This is a genomic window from Corallococcus exiguus, from assembly GCF_009909105.1.
In the GTDB taxonomy this organism is placed as follows: Bacteria; Myxococcota; Myxococcia; order Myxococcales; family Myxococcaceae; genus Corallococcus; species Corallococcus exiguus.
In genome coordinates this window covers 802,299-818,296 of record NZ_JAAAPK010000002.1, presented here as the reverse complement: position 1 = coordinate 818,296, position 15,998 = coordinate 802,299, and the positions used below count along the sequence as shown (strand labels likewise).

General features: G+C 68.5%; 16 protein-coding genes. 10 read left to right on the top strand and 6 right to left on the bottom strand.

Going from position 1 to position 15,998, the window contains the following annotated elements; genetic code table 11:
- Positions 1 to 17: 17 nt before the first annotated feature.
- Positions 18 to 689, top strand: coding sequence for an SDR family oxidoreductase (locus GTZ93_RS09760; protein WP_139920715.1), 672 nt, complete (start codon positions 18 to 20; stop codon positions 687 to 689).
- Positions 689 to 1,465 carry an SDR family NAD(P)-dependent oxidoreductase gene (locus tag GTZ93_RS09755; RefSeq protein WP_139920717.1) on the top strand — a complete coding sequence of 259 codons (777 nt, stop codon included), beginning with the start codon at positions 689 to 691 and terminating at the stop codon, positions 1,463 to 1,465. Before GTZ93_RS09760 ends, GTZ93_RS09755 begins: the two co-directional genes overlap by 1 nt.
- On the opposite strand, the gene GTZ93_RS09750 is transcribed toward GTZ93_RS09755, so the two are convergent.
- Positions 1,445 to 2,050, bottom strand: coding sequence for a TetR/AcrR family transcriptional regulator (locus GTZ93_RS09750; RefSeq protein WP_257979370.1), 606 nt, complete (start codon positions 2,048 to 2,050; stop codon positions 1,445 to 1,447). The genes GTZ93_RS09755 and GTZ93_RS09750 overlap by 21 nt on opposite strands.
- Positions 2,051 to 2,118: 68 nt before the next feature.
- Complete coding sequence (locus GTZ93_RS09745; RefSeq protein ID WP_161662752.1) at positions 2,119 to 3,210, bottom strand: saccharopine dehydrogenase family protein; 1,092 nt, start codon at positions 3,208 to 3,210, stop codon at positions 2,119 to 2,121.
- 118 nt (positions 3,211 to 3,328) lie between these two features.
- Between GTZ93_RS09745 and GTZ93_RS09740 the strand changes: the two genes are divergently transcribed.
- The 4 genes from GTZ93_RS09740 to GTZ93_RS09725 all read left to right on the top strand — a co-directional run bounded on the left by GTZ93_RS09740 (position 3,329) and on the right by GTZ93_RS09725 (position 5,791).
- Positions 3,329 to 3,754, top strand: a complete 426-nt coding sequence (locus GTZ93_RS09740; RefSeq protein WP_139918365.1) for a DUF3592 domain-containing protein — start codon at positions 3,329 to 3,331, stop codon at positions 3,752 to 3,754.
- Positions 3,755 to 4,176: 422 nt separating this feature from the next.
- Positions 4,177 to 4,497 (top strand): hypothetical protein, encoded by a 321-nt coding sequence (locus GTZ93_RS42705; protein WP_257979166.1) that lies wholly within the window; start codon positions 4,177 to 4,179, stop codon positions 4,495 to 4,497.
- Between the two features lie 10 nt (positions 4,498 to 4,507).
- Positions 4,508 to 4,969 (top strand): SMI1/KNR4 family protein, encoded by a 462-nt coding sequence (locus tag GTZ93_RS09730; protein WP_139918362.1) that lies wholly within the window; start codon positions 4,508 to 4,510, stop codon positions 4,967 to 4,969.
- A gap of 120 nt (positions 4,970 to 5,089) precedes the next feature.
- Positions 5,090 to 5,791: a hypothetical protein gene (locus tag GTZ93_RS09725; protein WP_139918360.1), complete on the top strand. Its 702-nt coding sequence runs from the start codon at positions 5,090 to 5,092 to the stop codon at positions 5,789 to 5,791.
- Here the strand turns inward: GTZ93_RS09725 and GTZ93_RS09720 are convergent.
- Complete coding sequence (locus GTZ93_RS09720) at positions 5,788 to 7,239, bottom strand: putative metal-binding motif-containing protein (RefSeq protein ID WP_139918359.1); 1,452 nt, start codon at positions 7,237 to 7,239, stop codon at positions 5,788 to 5,790. The two genes, GTZ93_RS09725 and GTZ93_RS09720, sit on opposite strands and share 4 nt — an antisense overlap.
- A complete protein-coding gene (locus GTZ93_RS09715; protein ID WP_139918357.1) occupies positions 7,236 to 7,991 on the bottom strand; it encodes a YfgM family protein in 756 nt (251 codons plus the stop codon). Before GTZ93_RS09715 ends, GTZ93_RS09720 begins: the two co-directional genes overlap by 4 nt.
- Positions 7,992 to 8,223: 232 nt before the next feature.
- Between GTZ93_RS09715 and GTZ93_RS09710 the strand changes: the two genes are divergently transcribed.
- The 4 genes from GTZ93_RS09710 (at position 8,224) to GTZ93_RS09695 (ending at position 14,194) form a co-directional block, all read left to right on the top strand.
- The gene (locus tag GTZ93_RS09710; RefSeq protein WP_139918355.1) at positions 8,224 to 8,871 is read left to right on the top strand and encodes a hypothetical protein; all 648 of its coding nucleotides are present in this window, start codon (positions 8,224 to 8,226) and stop codon (positions 8,869 to 8,871) included.
- 204 nt (positions 8,872 to 9,075) lie between these two features.
- On the top strand, positions 9,076 to 10,668 hold the full coding sequence (locus tag GTZ93_RS09705) for an ADYC domain-containing protein (RefSeq protein ID WP_139918353.1): 1,593 nt from the start codon (positions 9,076 to 9,078) through the stop codon (positions 10,666 to 10,668).
- Positions 10,669 to 10,913: 245 nt separating this feature from the next.
- Positions 10,914 to 12,479, top strand: a complete 1,566-nt coding sequence (locus tag GTZ93_RS09700; RefSeq protein ID WP_139918351.1) for an RCC1 domain-containing protein — start codon at positions 10,914 to 10,916, stop codon at positions 12,477 to 12,479.
- Positions 12,480 to 12,943: 464 nt separating this feature from the next.
- Complete coding sequence (locus GTZ93_RS09695; protein WP_257979165.1) at positions 12,944 to 14,194, top strand: hypothetical protein; 1,251 nt, start codon at positions 12,944 to 12,946, stop codon at positions 14,192 to 14,194.
- A gap of 11 nt (positions 14,195 to 14,205) precedes the next feature.
- Here the strand turns inward: GTZ93_RS09695 and GTZ93_RS09690 are convergent, their stop codons facing one another.
- Complete coding sequence (locus GTZ93_RS09690) at positions 14,206 to 14,742, bottom strand: AAA family ATPase (RefSeq protein ID WP_139918348.1); 537 nt, start codon at positions 14,740 to 14,742, stop codon at positions 14,206 to 14,208.
- Between the two features lie 23 nt (positions 14,743 to 14,765).
- Positions 14,766 to 15,986 (bottom strand): hypothetical protein, encoded by a 1,221-nt coding sequence (locus GTZ93_RS09685; protein ID WP_139918346.1) that lies wholly within the window; start codon positions 15,984 to 15,986, stop codon positions 14,766 to 14,768.
- Positions 15,987 to 15,998 lie beyond the last annotated feature (12 nt).

Here is a 15,998-nt window from a genome sequence, read left to right as displayed (position 1 = left end):
GGGGAGAGGTACGGCGCTTGAGCATTCGGAATGTCATCGTCATCGGAGGCACGGGCGACATCGGGCGCGCCGTCGTCCACAAGCTGCGCGCGGAGGGCCTGCGCGTGGTGTGCGCCGCGAGTGACGTGACGACGGAGACGCCGGACTGCCTGCACGTGGATGTCACGCGCGAGGACTCCGTGGTGGCGCTGTTCAAGCGGGCGGAGGCGGAGACGGGCCCCATCGAGGTCCTCGTCAACTGCGCGGGCGTCGGAGTCTTCACGCCGCTCCACGAGACGTCCCTCGATGACTGGAACCGGATGATGGACGTGAACCTCACGGGCACGTTCCTGTGCGCGCGCGAGGCCTTCCGGCGAATGAAGCCCCGAGGCGGCGGGCGGATCATCCACATCGGGTCCGTGAGCGACCACCTCACGCTGCCCATGAACGGGGCCTACGCCGCGACGAAGCATGGCGTCCGTGGATTGACTGGCGTCCTGAACGAGGAGGGCAAGGCGTTCGGCATCCGCGCCACCCTGCTGTCGCTCGGCGCCGTGTACACCGCCTTCTGGAAGTCGCGGCCGGAGTTCAGTCCGGCCGACATGCTCGCCGTGGAGGACGTGGCCCAGTGCATCTGGGAGGTCGCGATCAAACCCCCGAACGTGCGGGTCGACGAAGTGCGCCTCGTCCCGCCGCAGGGGGTGCTCTGATGGAGACGCAGCCGAAGTCACCTGTCGCCGTCGTCACCGGGGCCAGCCGGGGGATTGGAGCGGCCATCGCCACCCTGCTGGCCCGGAACGGGTTCGAGGTGGTCCTGGTGTCCCGCGATGCCGCCGCGCTGGAGCAACTCCAGAACCAGCTGCTCCAGGCCGGGGGCCGCGCGTGGCCGCTGGCCTGCGACGTCGCGAACAGGGACGAGGTGGAGTCAGCGCTCGGCCGGCTCGAAGCGAAGGTGGGCGTGCCCCAAGTGCTCGTGAACAACGCGGGCCTGGGCGGGCCGTTTCATCGCGCGGACGAGGTGAGCGTCGCCGAGTGGGATCTGCTGTTCGGCGTGAACGTGGAGGGCGTGCGCAACCTGTGTCAGTGGGCGCTGCCGCGAATGAAGGCGGAAGGCCATGGGCGCATCGTGAACGTCGCGTCCATCATGGGTCTCTTCGGTGGCGCCCAGTCGTCCACCTACGCGGCCACCAAGCACGCGCTCGTGGGCTACTCGAAGGCCATCGCCGCGGAGTGGGGAGCCTACGGCATCACCTGCAACGCGGTCTGTCCCGGCTACATCGAGACGGACATGCTGGCGAAGGCACCTCCTGCCTCACGCCAGCGATTGCAGGAGCGAATCCCGGCGAAGCGCTTCGGAACGCCCGAAGAGGTGGCAGGTCTGGTGGCGTTCCTCGCGGGACCCGCTGGCGGCTACGTCAACGGGAGCGCCCTGGTGATGGACGGTGGGCTGTCATCCCATCTGGCGTCAGACCTGCCGTCGTTCTGAGCCTGGAAGCAACACCTGCTCCAGCAGCACGCGCAGCTCCTGCTCCAGCCCCGGCACCGAGGCGCCGCGAAGGTTGCCGCCGCCCCGGAAGAGGGACAGGCCTTCGAAGAGGGCGACCAGCAGCGCCGCTCTCCGGCCCCTGCGTGCCGGGGTGAGGTCGGGTGACAGCTCCCGAAGCAGCTCCACGACGCCCGCGCGATAGCCGGCGTAGAAGACCGTGAGGGTGTCGGCGACCATGGTGTCCCTCGCGGCCATTGCCCACAGCTCCGCGAAGAACTGGCAGGCGTGCGGTGAGTCCTGGTCCTCCAGGATGGCATCCACGGCGAGCCGGAGCCGCTGCGCCGGTTCGCTGCCTCCACCCGCCATCCGCTCGCGGACCCGCTGGAGGGCCTGCTCCAGGTAGCGCGCCAGCAGTGCCCGCACCACGTCCTGCTTGGTGGGGAAGTAGTACTGGAGATTCCCCAGGCTCACGCCCGCGCGCTGGGCCACGACGCGCAAGCTGAGTCCCGCGTAGCCATCGCCGGCCAGGACCTCCATGGTCGCGTCGAGGATGCGCTCCACGCGCTCGGTGCCCTTGGCATGCACCGCGGTTCCCTTCCGGGGGCTCGGCGAGGGGAGTGTCCCAGGAGCCTTCGTGCTCGAGCTGCGGGCCATCACGCCGCCTCGCGCGCCAGACGCTCGTCGATCCGGACCTCGACGCCGCAGGCACGCAGGGTGGCCAGCGTCTCGTCGGGCCGGGGCTCATGCTCCGGGAACCACACGCCTGGGGGTGGCGGCGGCGCTCCATCCAGTCCCAGGAGCCGCTCAGCGCCCAGCAACGCGCCGACGGCGGTGAGGTGGGCCTGTCCCAGGGGATCCACGACTTCGATGCGGACGTGCCCCCGCTCGCCCTCCACATCCGCCACCCACGCGGCTTCGCCCCCGGTGTTGCTGCCGGTGAGCAGCATCCGTCGCAGAGGCGTCCAGCGGGGGTGCTGGAGCAGCCGGAGGATCCCCAGCCGCTGGAGCGCGACGAGCGTCCACGTCGCGAAGCCCGAGTCGAAGCCCAGCCGTGTCGTCACCGTCCGCGCGCCCAGCACGCGGGGCAGCGTCGCCTGTTCGGGCGTGTCGAGCCGGAAGACGCGGGTGTGGCGTCCGTCGGAGAACCGCACCCGCCGACCGTCCGTCAGCGGAAGCACCTGCCGCTCCTGTCCGTCCTCCGTCACCTCGAAGGACAGGCCCAGGCGGTCCATGTACTCCAACGAGTCCGGCCCCGCCTGATCCGCGAGCGCGAAGCGGATGGCCACCTCCACACGCTCCGGGCGCCCCACCGTCCGCGCCGCCAACGCCACGAGGCGAGGAACCAGTCCCGCCATCCAAGCGGACCCGAGCAACACCGGCGCGCCCGGCGTCGCACCGGAGAGCCGCAGCACCGTGGCCTTCAGCCGGGAAGTCCACCGGGTGATGTCCAGCACGGGCACCCCGCCACGCGACGCCGCCAGCAGCAGCGTGTCCTCCGGGTCATTGACCAGGGACAGCACGGCCCGGGGCTTCCCGCCCAGCGCCGCCAACGCCTGAGGCGAGCGGACATCCAGAGCAACGCCCTCGGCCCGTCCCAGACGCGCGGCCAGCTCCCTGGCGGGCGCATCCCGGCGCCCCGCGATGAGCAGCGGCAGGTCCGGGTGACGCTCCCTCAGCAACAAGGCGAGCTGCGCCCCCACCACCCCATAGCCCCCCACCAGCACGACACGACCGTCCGACTCCATGGCGACTCCCTTTCGTGACCCACCACGGATATAGGTCGATTGACCTATTTTTTCACGACATTCGATTTCGCGCGGGTGGTTGATTCGACCGCCGCGCACCCGCCATCGTGGGGACACCATGAGCTTGACGATGCTGAGCTTCCTGCTGGCGGTCTTCACGGGAGGCCCTGCCCTTTTTCTGAGTGTCCTCTCCCACTACCGCCGCCTGACCGTGCGGCTGGAGCAGCACGGGCTGCGCGCCCAGGGCCAGGTGGTCAGGGTCAACGAGGGCCGGGGCAAACCGAGCACCGTCTACTATGCCTTCCGTCCGCCGGAGGGCCCGGAGCTCAGCGGCAAGTTCGATGAGGCGACCTCGGTGGCCTCCAAGCGGCTCCCGGGCTCCCCCGTCGACATCCTCTACCTGGCGGAAGCGCCGGAACAACACATGGCCGTGGGCATGGGCTTCACCCGGGGGCTCTACCTTCTGGTAGCGGTCCCCCTCGTGGGCGTTGCCATCACCGGCGTCCTGAGCGTGCTGCACGCCTACTTCACCCAACCGAAGTAGGCACCCGCGCAGGAGCGGTGGACCGGAGTGACTCCGACAGGAACCGAACCTGTGGCCTGACAGTCCTTGCCGTGCTGTCATGGATTGACATGACAGCCGCTAATGCCTTCCGCTTTGCCACGAGCACCGCTGCACTCCTCGCACTCGTCGGATGCGGGTCTGCCACCATCGGAGGAGGCGGAGGAGGAGGCAGCCCTGCACGAGCGAAATGGGTCGGATCGGTCGTCAGGACGCCGGACGGCGGTCAAATGCGGACGACCATCTACTATGGACCCTGGCAGTGCAGCGCTGCGTTCCTGTCACGGTGCGAGTCGAAATGCGCGGCGCAGGGACTCCCCCTCATGGGCTGCATGTAGCTGGCCGACATCAAGGGCGACTGGCAGGGACGTTACTTCTTCATGCCCGCGGAGGCCGGGGGCCGCTTGGCCATTACCCACTGCTGCTGCGACTATCCGAAGGTGACGGATCTGCAGCGACGCCGCGACAAGTGGGACAACGTGAGGGAGCGCTTCAGGGACGAATGGAGCACCGAGTTCGGCCCCTGGCCCATGACCAGCAAGGGGAAGAGTTGGCCTGGGCACCACATCTTCGACCTTGCCCACGGCGGGCCGCCAACAGCGTCCGGTAACGTGGTTCCCGTCCCTGGGGACGTGCACCAGATCTTCAACGACGAGTACGCCGCCTGCTACGCGCTCGGTGGGAAGTGGCTGACGCCCGGTCCCGAGCGTCCCTACGTGGATTGAGGACGCCCCTATGTCCATGGACAGCCTGCTGGCCGAGTTCTCCCGGCTGCATTTCCCCAACCCGCCCGCGACGTCCGCTCAACTTGCCGCCTTCGAGGCGCGCGTCGGCTGGAAGCTGGACGAGGAGTTACGCGCCTTCTACCTGCACTCCAACGGCGGCAGCCTCTTCAAGCCGATACCCAACGCAAAGTATTGCATCCTGTCGCTGGACGAAATCGAGCGGGCCCGCATCGCCATCCGCGGCAGAGACCAAGACGGCGCGGGCCCCGCCTCGCATTTCACGCTGGTGGACATGCAGGACACCAACTTCGTCGTCGTGGACGTGGCGAAGCGGGAGGCCAGACGCTATCCGCTGCTCGACGCCTTTCACGAAACGTATCCGGAGGAAGTCCCGCGCATCGCCGCGTCCTTCGAGGAGTTTCTCGAAAGAGCGCTGCACAGCGGTAACCGTGCCTTCTGGCTGAGCAAATGAACAGGCGAGAACAACGTCCGTGTCCAGGCGTGCGAAGACGACGCCCTGTCCGAAGGTCATCACCCGATTGAATAAATAGATCGATTCCACGTCAGGGGGTCATTCCACCGAGAGGCCCCCATGCGCAGGAAGCTCGCCGCCCTCCTCCCGCTGTGTCTGTTGGCCATCGGCTGTGAGAACTCACAGCACGCGCAACGGCTGGAGCGGCGCGAAGCCATCCGTGAGGCCCATCTGCGGAATCTCCGCGGCGCCGCGACCGGCTTCGAGGACACCCACTGGAGCATGAGCCCCGATGAGGTGCGGGCTCGCTACCCCGAGGCGGTCATCGTGGATGGCGGCGGACTCGAACTTCAGTCGGAGCACTGGGACATGCCCGCGACAATTCGCTTCTCCTTCGACCAGGAGAAGCTCGCGGCGGTGACCCTCTACCTTGGCCCCCAGGGAGATCTCCGCGAGGCCCACCGCAGCGTCGCGAGCATGCTCCAAACGAAGTTCGGCGAGCCGGATGAAACCCGGGATTCGGCGGAGGAGGCCGCCCGTCAGAGGGCCGTGTTGAGTGCGCTCGCCGGCCTCGCCTTCGTCGCCGAAACCATCCAGGCGGTCCAGGAGCGGCGGCCCCCGGACGCCTCATCCCTGGAGCAGATGAACGAGCGGGCACTGATGGCCGCCGAGGACGCCTACTGGGATACCCGGGAGTACACCCTGCACAGCCGTTGGAACACCTCCGCGACGGAGGTCCATCTCCTCGGAAGACGGGTCGGGGATCGGCAGAGCCTGGCCCTCTCGTACGTGAGCACGGTGCTGCGGGCAGGCTCCATCTAGGGTCCCCAGTAGAACCCGGTCCCATCCTCGGTGGCGCTCCACAGCTCGTCCGACGACAGCCCCTTGAGGGTCGTGAAGCCCTGGGTGCCGAAGAGGAAGTCCTGCCACGCCACTCCGTCGAAGCGGACGAGGTCGTCCGAGTCCAGGTGCGCGAAGACGACGCCCTGTCCGAAGGACACCACGTCCAGCAGATCAGGCGCGACGCCACCATCCACGTAGATGGGATACGTCGGCTTCGTGCTCCAGGTGCCCGCCGCACGCTCCAGGAACAGCCCCTGGGCTCCGCCCGCGTAGGCCAGGCCCGGCGCCACCACGTGCACGGCCTGCAGAGCGTCCTGTCCCGAGATCAACTGCGGCAGCGGCTCCCGCAGCCACGGACCTCCATCCGCGTTGACGTGGTAGGCGACGGGCCCTTTGCCGTTGGTGCCCACGGTGATGAGCGTTCGAGGGTCGAGGCCATGGATGGAGCGCAAGTCCGCGTCCACGTGCGCCACCCGCTGGGGCTCCGCCGGATAGTCCCAGCGGAGGATGTCCCCGGTCTCACTCACCGCGTAGAGCGTCGTGCCTCCGTCCGCCTCGAAGCCCACGAGGTCCTGGATGGCCGCCCCGCCCCCGTCAAAGGACGTCAGCGTGCAGGGCTCCTCGGCGACAAGCGACCGCGTGGCGAGCTGCCCCATCCAGGAGCCCATGAACACACGCCCGTCGCTCGGCCGCGCCCACGCGGTGGACCAGGCTCCGTGGCAGTCGGTGAATGGCTGTACGTCAAAGCCACCATCGGCCTGCCGACGAACGTGGGCGAGCACGTCGTTGTTGTCGCTCACGAGCCAGGCCTGACCGCGCGCATGGGGAGCCACGTCCCGGAAGGTCGCTAGAGGGAAGCGCTCGGTCGTCCTCCATTTGACGCCTTCACAGACGGGCACCGGGTCCTGGCGGCCGTCACAGTTGTTGTCCAGGAAGTCGCAGCGCTCCTCCCCCCCCGGGGAGATGGAGACGGAGTGATCGTCACAGTCCGTCCCCCGGGTGGCGGTGCTCACGTAGCCATCCCCGTCATCATCCCGAGCACTCAACGTCAGCTCGACGCTGGCGGTGTCCTCCTCCGGAACCTCCACCTGCGAGGAAGCAGTGGCCACCTCCTGCCCCGCGCACGAGCGCTCGCGGGCGGAGGCTGTCACCTTCACCGTGTCGCTCCACCCGGTGCGACGAACGAAGCCTGTCTCGCCCGCTCCCTCGGGCACCGACAGCTCGAAGGTCCTGGAGGCATCCTCCGCGTCCACCACTCGCAGCGTGACGCAGCCAGGACGGAAGCCGTCGTAGGTCAGCCGCACCTGGACATGGCAGGGATGGCTCGCGTCGCATCCGCTGGGGCGCTCCCCTTCGAGCTCCTCGATGTCCGGCACCGTGCAGGTGATGCAGAGCAACCCGAGTCCCACGGCCACGGCGCGCTTCATGGAGTGACCTCCGTCCGCGGCGACGGTGAATCGCCTGTGAGCAGCCAGGTGATGGCAGCGCCGGCCGCGGCGGTGACGGCCGCGCCCAGCAGGATGTTGGCCGCGAGCGCCTGTCCCCGTGCGCTGTCCAGGTGCGCGGTCCGGTCGCTGTAGAAGTCATCCTCGCGCGCGGCGTTCACGTTGCTCCGCGACTGGAGGCCCACGTAGCCCCCAATGCCCCCGAGCACCACGCCTCCACCCAGCAAGGCCAGCGGAAGAACCGGCGTGCGGCGCACCTCCTCCCGCGCCGGTGCCGGCACGAGTCCAGGTGACAGAGCGGGCTCCGGCTGCACATCCGCTATCGCGACCGGCGCGTCCGGAGGCGGCCGGGGGTTGCGCGCCAGCTCCCGCTGCACGTTCCGGCGCACCTCCTCGAAGTCGCGTGACACCTTGGGGGACACCTTCACCGGAAGGCTCGCATCGGGCAGCAGCGACAATCCCTCCTTGAAGGCGGCCAGTGACTCCTGACGACGCCCCAGGTCCGCGAGCACGATGCCCCGGAGGATGGCCACCCTGCCCCGCTCTCCACCGTCACTCGCCGCGGCCTTCGCCGAGTCGAGCTGCTCGAGCGAATGCTCGTAGTCGAGCTCCTCGTAGGCCCGGGACGCGGCGGACATCCGGGCCTGGAAGTCAGGGCCCGGGGAGACCACGGGCTGGCCCCAAGCGGGCGACGCCAGCATCAACGAGACGCCGAGCACGATTCGCAGGTCCATGGGAACGGAAGATACCACCCGACTCCAGGCCCGGAGTTCCGTGCCGTGCTGTTTTGATTCCACGGAGTGTTTGGCATTGGAACTGGAACCCCCGTCTGGAAGGTGCGTGGCCCCTTCACGCCCTGGGCCTGAAAAGGCCGTGGAAATGGTGGGGGAATATGCGCGGCACGGGACGTAACAGCACGGGGCGCAACACACCGTTGTTCTTCCTCGCCCCTTCCGGAGTCGTCCCATGCGCTTCACCTCGTCCGCCGCCCTCCTGTTCGCCGCCTCGCTCGTCACCGCCTGTGGCGGTCCGCTGGAGGAAGAGACCCCGTCGCCAGGGCAGGAGGCGGAGGTTGGCGGCACCCGCGAGGCGCTGGGCATCACCCTCCCCCCGGTCCTCCCGTGCCTGACCAGCAGCACCGTGCTGGCGCAGCCGGACGGCGAAACGGTTCCCTACGTCTGGAACTGCCGCAAGACGGGCTACGTCCCCGTCTACGCGACGTCCAATGACGCCACGTACGGGCAGCCTTCGTGCACGGACCGCTTCGTGGTCGACGTGACGAACATCGGGGGCAGGCCGTCCCGCGCCTACGTGGAGGCCGTCCCGGCGACGGCGCCCACCACCCAGTCCGCCTGCAACGCCTTCTTCGTTTCCGGAGACGCCTGGGGAATCGTCAGCACCACGTGGCAATCGATTGGCACGGTGAGCGGCTCGGGCGTCTGGACTCCGCCGATCTTCGGGCTTCCGGGCTCCTGCAAGCTGCGCTTCTACGTCCCCGACAGCTCGGGCTCGGTCTACACCAAGGTGCGGGTGACCGGCATCGCGACGCAGAACGGCTCGACCCGGATCCGCGTGCGCGCGGGCGCGGAGGTCTTCGAAGGCAACCCCTGCTGAAGTGAACACCTTCCGGATGTGCAATGTTTGCACATCCGAACTCGCGCGCGACCGTGCAGACCTTGCATGCACGGCAAGGTTTGCACACGTCCACGAAACCGTGTTGCCAGCGCGAATTTCCGACAGCTCCAGCGTTCATGTGATTGCGGGGGACGCGTTGGGGCGCCTCCGTGAAGCCGCCTGAACGCGGGGAGCGACGGACACATGGTGAAGACCTGGAGGCGCGCGTTGTTGGGCGCGGTGATGTTGACGGCCGCGGGCGCGAGCGCGGAGCCGCCGCCCAGCAACAGCGCGCAGGGCACGCAACTGCACGGCACGGGGCGCTTCGAATCCATCAACATCCCGCTGGCGACCGTGGAGGTGCCAGAGCCCCCCGCTGGCGTGACGTGCGCGCCGGCCAAGGCGTTGACGTTGAACGGCCGGGTCATCACGGCGCAGGGCTGCTCGGGCGGAAATCCTCCCGTGGCGGCGCGGTTCCTGGAGGGACCGTCGCTGGTGAACACGACGTTCCAGGCGCCGTTCGAGGGCCGCACGGTGAAGCTCGTCATCGCGGAGGCCCGCTGTCACGAGGACATCACGCCGCCCACGGCGGAGTGCACTCCTGAAAACCTCTACGCGGGCAAGGCGCGCTGGGAGTACCGCGTGACGGCGTCCACGGAGGACAAGCGGCCCGAGCCGCTGTGTCCCACCGGCAGCGGCTTCGCGATTCCCGTGCCCCACGCCTGGTCCGCGGGCGGCGACCTGATCCGCAACCCGGACTACTTCACCTTCGCGTGCGCGCCGAAGAACGAGGGCTCCGCGTCCCAGCCGTTCTTCGTGGGAGGCGGCGTCATCGCCAAGTGCGTCGACTGGGGATATCCGCCCTGGGCCACGGAGTACCCGGAGGGCCAGGCGCTCGCGTACCACCAGCTGTGCACACGCATGGCCCGGGCGGACTACTGCGGCGAGGGCCGCAGCAACACGCTGGACGGGACGCCCATCTCCTTCCGGGGGCCGCAGGCCGCGGTGGCGATGAGCCCCGGCGGACGCCTGCCCAAGACGGTGGGCACCGAGGGCTACGCGCTGGAAGCCATCTGGGAGATGAGCGATTGCGGCGAGGTCCGTCCCCTGTGTCTGGGCAAGGCGCGCTGGGACACGCTGTCACTGGAGGCCACGTGCGTGAACCGCGCGGTCATGCAGCCCAGCCGGATGGTGCGGTCCTGCGAGGACTTCAACGTGGCGAACATGGGCACGGCCACGATGCTCGTGTCCTACTCGCTCTTCATCGACCGGGCGCTGGTGGGATTCAAGAGCGGGGAGACGGGCTACCTGACGACGACCGCGGTGACGGTGGACCTCCAGGAGCATCCCGGTGGCGCGGACGTGTCCGGGTACTCCCCGGACCTGGATGGCAACGGGGTGGCGGATGCGTCGTCGTACGGCGCGCTGCGCATGGAGGGGCCCCTGCTCACCCCGAAGCTGCCCGCGAACATCCGCAAGCGCATGGGGACCCTCATCAAGCCGCTGTACCGCTGCGCCAACACCCATGGGCGCTACCTGCTGACCGACACGGCCACGTGTGACGGCGCCTCCGGCTACTCGCTCAAGATGGTGAACGGGGACCAGGGCATCGAGGGCTTCCTGTACAGCGCCGTGGACAGCGACAGCCCGGGGCAGCGGCGGCCACTGAAGCTGTGGAAGCACGCGCAGCTGGTGGGCGTCTTCGCCACGTCCACGCAGGCCCCGGCCGGGTTCGTCCACGTCCGGGACCTGGGCTTCCTGCCCGCGGTGGGCCAGCTGCCGGGCCGCGACCTCTGATTTCAGTAGAACGCACAGAAGCCCCGCACCGAACTGGCGCGGCCCCGGACAGCAGCCCGACAAGCCCGCCCCGAGCAAGGCCATCGTGGCGATGCCCGCGGGAATCCACCTGCGTCTCATGACCGGGACCTCTGAAGAGAACAGCAACACGCTCGGGGGATAGACCCTGGGGTCACCCCCGCCCGTTCATACGCGCGGACCGTCGAGAGGTTTTATCCGTGCCGAGAGCCTGCGTGAGCGGCCTGTTGGGGACCCTGATCCTGCTGTGCGCCAGCCCCGCCCTGGCGGAGGAGGTGGCGTGGGGGAAACCGGTGCAGGGAGTGCGGCTCGGCCTGGCCATCGTCCCGAGCAGCGGCCCACTGCCCACCGAGTTGGAGCTCGAGGTCCTGGCGCACAACGCGACCTCCGGCCCCCAGCAGCTCCCCGCCCAGGCCTGCGGCACCGTGCGCTGGACGGCCTTCACCCTGCTTCATCTGCGCACCGCCAACGGGCGCGTCTTCCGCTTCCCCATCGGGGAGCGCGTCGACCTCGCCAATCTCCATCCCCATGGGCCGGTGAACCTTGCGCCGGGTGAGACACTCCGCGAGCGCTTCTCCCTGAAGCATGTCGTCGCGAGGCCGACGGAGCACGCCGGAGACGCGGAACCGTGGGCGCTCCTGGAGGCACCGCAGCATGTGGAGCTGTGGGTGGAGTTCGTGGGTGGCTCCGGAGGTCCTCGCCCCCGGAGTGGCCACCTGAAGCACCGCCTGGGTCTGCCCGCCACGAATGTGCCCGTGCGGGAAGGCCGCTGCGTGTCCCGGATCGCCGCGGGGGGCAGCGCGGCCTGTGCGCTGCTTCGCGACGGCACGCCGTGGTGCTGGGGCGCCAACCCGCCTGGAGCGCACGAAGCCGGGGAGCGGGGGCCTTCACCGCTGCGGCTGCTGGCTGGAAGTGCCGTCGCACTGGGCATGGCAAACGGCATCGCGTGCGTGAGGACCGCCACCGGCGCGGCGTACTGCGCGGGAGGCACCCTTGACGCGTCTGAAACAGATTACGAAGAGCCGGGCGGACATCCCGTGCGCGTCCGGCACCTGGAGGGTGGCACGGAGCTGAATGGAACGCAGTGCGTCCGGCTGACCGATGGATCCCTGGCGTGCTGGGGGGCCAACGCGAGCAGCCAACCCGGCACGGGAGATGACACACCGGTCCGGGTCCCCAAGCTCCCAATGGAGGCGGTCTCCGTCGCCGCGGGGACGAGCCACACGTGCGCGGCCCTGCGCGACGGCTCCCTGTGGTGTTGGGGGCGCAGCGAATACGGCGCACTGGGACTGGGAGAGGTCCGCTCCCGCACCGAGCCCACTCCCATCCCTGGAATGAACGACGTGGTGCGCGTGGCGGCGGGCTACCAGAAGACGTGCGCCTGGAAGAAGGATGGCTCGCTCTGGTGCTTCGGAGACCTGCTGATGGATGCGCCCTCCCCAGCGCTCGCCAGGGTGCCGGTGGAGATGAAGGAGCTGGGCCACCCTGTCGAGGAGGTGGTGTTTGGCTTTCGCCACACCTGCGCGCGCACCGCGGGGAACGTCTTCTGCTGGGGCGAGAACACGGAAGGCCAGAGCGGGGGATCCGAACTTCGTGCGCTGATGTCTCCCGTGCGCATACCGGGGCTGACAGGTCAGGCCGTCGCGCTGGCCGCCGGAGACGCGTTCACCTGCGCCATCACCGCTGAAGGCTCCGCCTGGTGCTGGGGCCGCGGCTCCGAAGGACAGCTCGGAACGAAGCGCAAGAACTCCAGCGCGCGCCCCATGCGCGTCCAACTGCCCTGCCCGGACTGACACGACAAAGACATCTCCGGTTCACGGTGTCCGTGGCCGGGCCCGTGTCGGCCGAAAGGCCCAGTGGGGCAGCCTGCGCAGCGAGCTCGGGTGGGCCTTCTGTGGCGGGAGCGCAGTGTCGCAGCGGACAGGACGCGAGCGCGCCCTGCACGACGGGCCCTTCCCCCATCCCCGTCCGCGAGAGGCTCCGGCGGAAGGAGGAAAGGGAATGCGCGCGCGATGCGCGACAGGAAACCGTCGAATCAAGGGCATGGACGCTCCGGAAGTGGGTGCGAAGGGGATTAGCCCCGGTGGCGTGACCGGAGCGTGACGGCGCACCACGCGTCCGCGCTGCAGGAAAAGCGCCAGACCCCAGCACCGGACACCAGGACATAGACGTAAAAGCAGAATATCTAGTAAATACCCCCAAGGCGGTTCGGGCTGGCTTGACGCCGGTCCATGCCCCCCAAGGGAAGGCTATGTCCATGCTCCAGAAGCGCTTGCTGACGGCATCCGTGGTCCTGCTGGGAGTGAACGGGTGTGGTGGAGGTGAAGGCTTGGAGGGGTCGGTGGACGGGCTGCCAGCGGAGGCAGCGATGTCCCAGGGCGTGGTCGCGCAGGCCGCGCCCGGGTGCCTGGCTTCCGACGTGGACACGGATGGAGACGGCGTCTGCGACAAGGTGGAGGCGCAGTACGGCACCAACCCTCAGAGCACCGATACGGACGGCGACCGTCTGAGCGATTACGCGGAGCTGTTCGGCTCCGGCGGCGTGAACCTGCCGGCGCTGGGCGCCAACGCACGCCGCAAGGACATCTTCATCGAGGCGGACTACTACGCCAACCGCCAGCCCACGCAGGGCGCGCTCAATCGGGTCATCACCGCGTTCGCCAACGCGCCCGTGTCCAACCCGGACGGCAGTACGGGCATCACGCTGCACCTGGCGCTGGACCAGCAGATTGCGACCGCGGACGCGGACACGGACCTGAACCCGGTGTGGACGGACTTCGACAAGATCAAGGCGAAGTACTTCGCCGCCGCCCGCGCGCCGTTCTTCCACTACATGCTGTTCGCCAACACCTACAGCGGTGGCACCTCCAGCGGCATCTCGCGAGGCATCCCGGCCCACGACTTCGTGGTGACGCTGGGCGGCTGGTCCACGCCGGGCGGCACGGAGTTGCAGCAGGCCGGCACCATCATGCATGAGCTGGGGCACAACATCGGCCTGCGCCACGGCGGCACGGACAACGCCAACTACAAGCCCAACTACCTGAGCATCATGAACTACGAGTATCAGGTGTATGGCTTCACCATCAGCGGCGCGGCGAACGTGTTCGACTATTCGCGCGTGCGAGTGGCGTCCTTCAGCGAGGCGGCCATCAACGAGGTCGCGGCGTTCACGCCCGTGGCCCCCACCACGGAGGCGGACCTGGTGAAGATTGGCGGGTTGCGCTTCGTCAATGTCCAGGTTGCTGGCACCGCGAGCGCCAACCTGGACATGAACGCCAACGGCACCATCCAGACGGCCACCTACGCCCGGGACCTCAACCGCGACGGAAGCAGCGCCACGGTGTTCCCCGCGTCGCAGAACGACTGGTCGGTGCTGATGTTCGACGGCGGCGGCACCATTGGCGACAGCGCGCTGGGCACGTCCCGCACGCTGGACCGCGAGCCCTTCCTGGTGGTCCCTGAGCGGGTGGAGCCCTGCCTCACCGCGGACCAGGTCGCCGCCCGGTAGTCCAGACGGCGTCAGCCTCGCTTGAGGCGTTCGATGACCTGGGAGACCCGCGAGGCACCAGCTCCGTGGACGGAGAGGACCTCCACTCCCAGGTCATAAGGGTCGTCGAGCAATAGCCAGGCGAGCTTCTCGTCCACCTCCCTGCGCAAATTCGAATCTTCGTGCGCGGGGAGGCGGATGCGATCGCGCTCCTCGATGGGAACGAAGACGACGAAGTCCAGGGTCTTGAGGGTGGAACGGATCCGGGGCAGCCACTCCTCGACGTCGAACGCATCGGAGTCCTCGTGCGTCAGGAGGTACCCGAGAAAGTCGAGGGGACAGCGATCAAACAGGACGTTTCGCGTGTCCTCTTCTTCGAGCAGATCCAGGGAGCGACGGAGCTGTTCGAGGAAGTCCTCCAGACACGGTGGAGACGCGAACTCGTACCCCTCCTCTTCGAGCAGGTGGTACGGCTCGTCGACGACCCGATACTCCGAGAGCTCTTCCCCCAGGTCTTCAATGAGCGTCGACTTGCCCACGCGGTGCGTGCCACTCATTGCGATGCGCATGTGTGCTGGACTCCTTCTTCGTGCTACTCCTGAGCAGGTCTGACGACTCCCGCCCGGACGTATTCCGTTCTATCGAGGGTGAGGCGTCCTGTCAGGGGATCCACCGTTCCGAGCAGGCGCGGAGGCCCGGAGTGGCCCTGACGCGAAACGAGCTGCCAACCGTCACAGTCCAGCGGATCGTTGTCGCTGCGTTCGCCCCTCAGACGAAATGACTTGGGAGAACCGGCCGGGAAGTCGATGACGCTGCTGCCGTCACCGGAAGAATCGACTCTCTCGAAACGCGCACCGGCGAGGTACTCGCACGCATCCCGAGGCGGCCCCTGACGGGTGGCCCCCCACCGGCCCTCCCACAGGTGAGTATCCACCAGCCACCGAGCGACCTGCCTGCCCTGCGCCACCAGGTCCCTCTCCATCTGGAAGTCGCCCCAGATGCGATGCGACGTAGCGGCCAGTTCCACCTCCGAATACGTCACCCGTCCCAAGGCACCATTGGCGAGGACGATGACGGATTCGGCGGAAATGCTCTGCAAGGCCCGTTGAGCACATGCGTCGAAGTCGCGCCCACGCCCACGATGGCATTCCCTGACCGCCTCGGTGCTTGCCGAAGTGGTAGGGACCGTCTGCGTCGCGAAGCCCGCGTCCCTCAGTTGTTCATCCAGGACTGCTACCAACTCGGGAGGCACCGGCTGCGGGTGCTCCGCACGGGAAGTTCCTGGCATCGCGAGGATCGCGACCCGGTAGGGAGGCCGCTCGGGCAGGGCCCAAGGCAGGGCTTTCCCGGGCCGAACCGGCGCGGAGGGATGGTCTGGCAGCACCACCGTCAACGTCACCTTCGAACCGACGCCCTTCTCGACCGACACCCGGGCAGCACGCCCGTCCTCGGCGACGACGTGAATCCGCTGAGGGCCCGGCAGCGACATCCGAAGCTGACCGCCCGTGAAGGCCACCCGCCCGAGGCGCCTCGGCTCGCTGCCACACCAGCCCACGAGGGGCAGGACGAAGGAAGCAAACCCTCTGGGCACCACCTGGCCGCGACTGTCCTCGACCCGGGCCTCCACTTGCAGCCCCGCTGGGAAGTCCCTTGCATCCCCGGCTTCAGCTCCCAGCCGGGACACCGGAACGAAGCGCTGGGGAGCGGCACGGGGCGCCGAGGCGGCCGTACCGAGGCTGAGGACCCCGTTGAGGGCAAAGCCCAGGAGCAAGGAGCCCGCCACGCCGACGCCGCTCGACCACTTGAGCCACATGCGTTTCTCCAG

What these genes read in the sequence shown, in the direction of transcription:
- GTZ93_RS09715 (WP_139918357.1), bottom strand. Translation starts at nt 7,991, where the DNA reads ATGGACCTGCGAATCGTGCTCGGCGTCTCGTTGATGCTGGCGTCGCCC.
- GTZ93_RS09690 (WP_139918348.1), bottom strand. Translation starts at nt 14,742, where the DNA reads ATGCGCATCGCAATGAGTGGCACGCACCGCGTGGGCAAGTCGACGCTC.
- GTZ93_RS09740 (WP_139918365.1), top strand. Translation starts at nt 3,329, where the DNA reads ATGAGCTTGACGATGCTGAGCTTCCTGCTGGCGGTCTTCACGGGAGGC.
- GTZ93_RS09705 (WP_139918353.1), top strand. Translation starts at nt 9,076, where the DNA reads ATGGTGAAGACCTGGAGGCGCGCGTTGTTGGGCGCGGTGATGTTGACG.
- GTZ93_RS09720 (WP_139918359.1), bottom strand. Translation starts at nt 7,239, where the DNA reads ATGAAGCGCGCCGTGGCCGTGGGACTCGGGTTGCTCTGCATCACCTGC.
- GTZ93_RS09695 (WP_257979165.1), top strand. Translation starts at nt 12,944, where the DNA reads ATGCTCCAGAAGCGCTTGCTGACGGCATCCGTGGTCCTGCTGGGAGTG.
- GTZ93_RS09730 (WP_139918362.1), top strand. Translation starts at nt 4,508, where the DNA reads ATGTCCATGGACAGCCTGCTGGCCGAGTTCTCCCGGCTGCATTTCCCC.
- GTZ93_RS09685 (WP_139918346.1), bottom strand. Translation starts at nt 15,986, where the DNA reads ATGTGGCTCAAGTGGTCGAGCGGCGTCGGCGTGGCGGGCTCCTTGCTC.
- GTZ93_RS09755 (WP_139920717.1), top strand. Translation starts at nt 689, where the DNA reads ATGGAGACGCAGCCGAAGTCACCTGTCGCCGTCGTCACCGGGGCCAGC.
- GTZ93_RS09725 (WP_139918360.1), top strand. Translation starts at nt 5,090, where the DNA reads ATGCGCAGGAAGCTCGCCGCCCTCCTCCCGCTGTGTCTGTTGGCCATC.
- GTZ93_RS09710 (WP_139918355.1), top strand. Translation starts at nt 8,224, where the DNA reads ATGCGCTTCACCTCGTCCGCCGCCCTCCTGTTCGCCGCCTCGCTCGTC.
- GTZ93_RS09745 (WP_161662752.1), bottom strand. Translation starts at nt 3,210, where the DNA reads ATGGAGTCGGACGGTCGTGTCGTGCTGGTGGGGGGCTATGGGGTGGTG.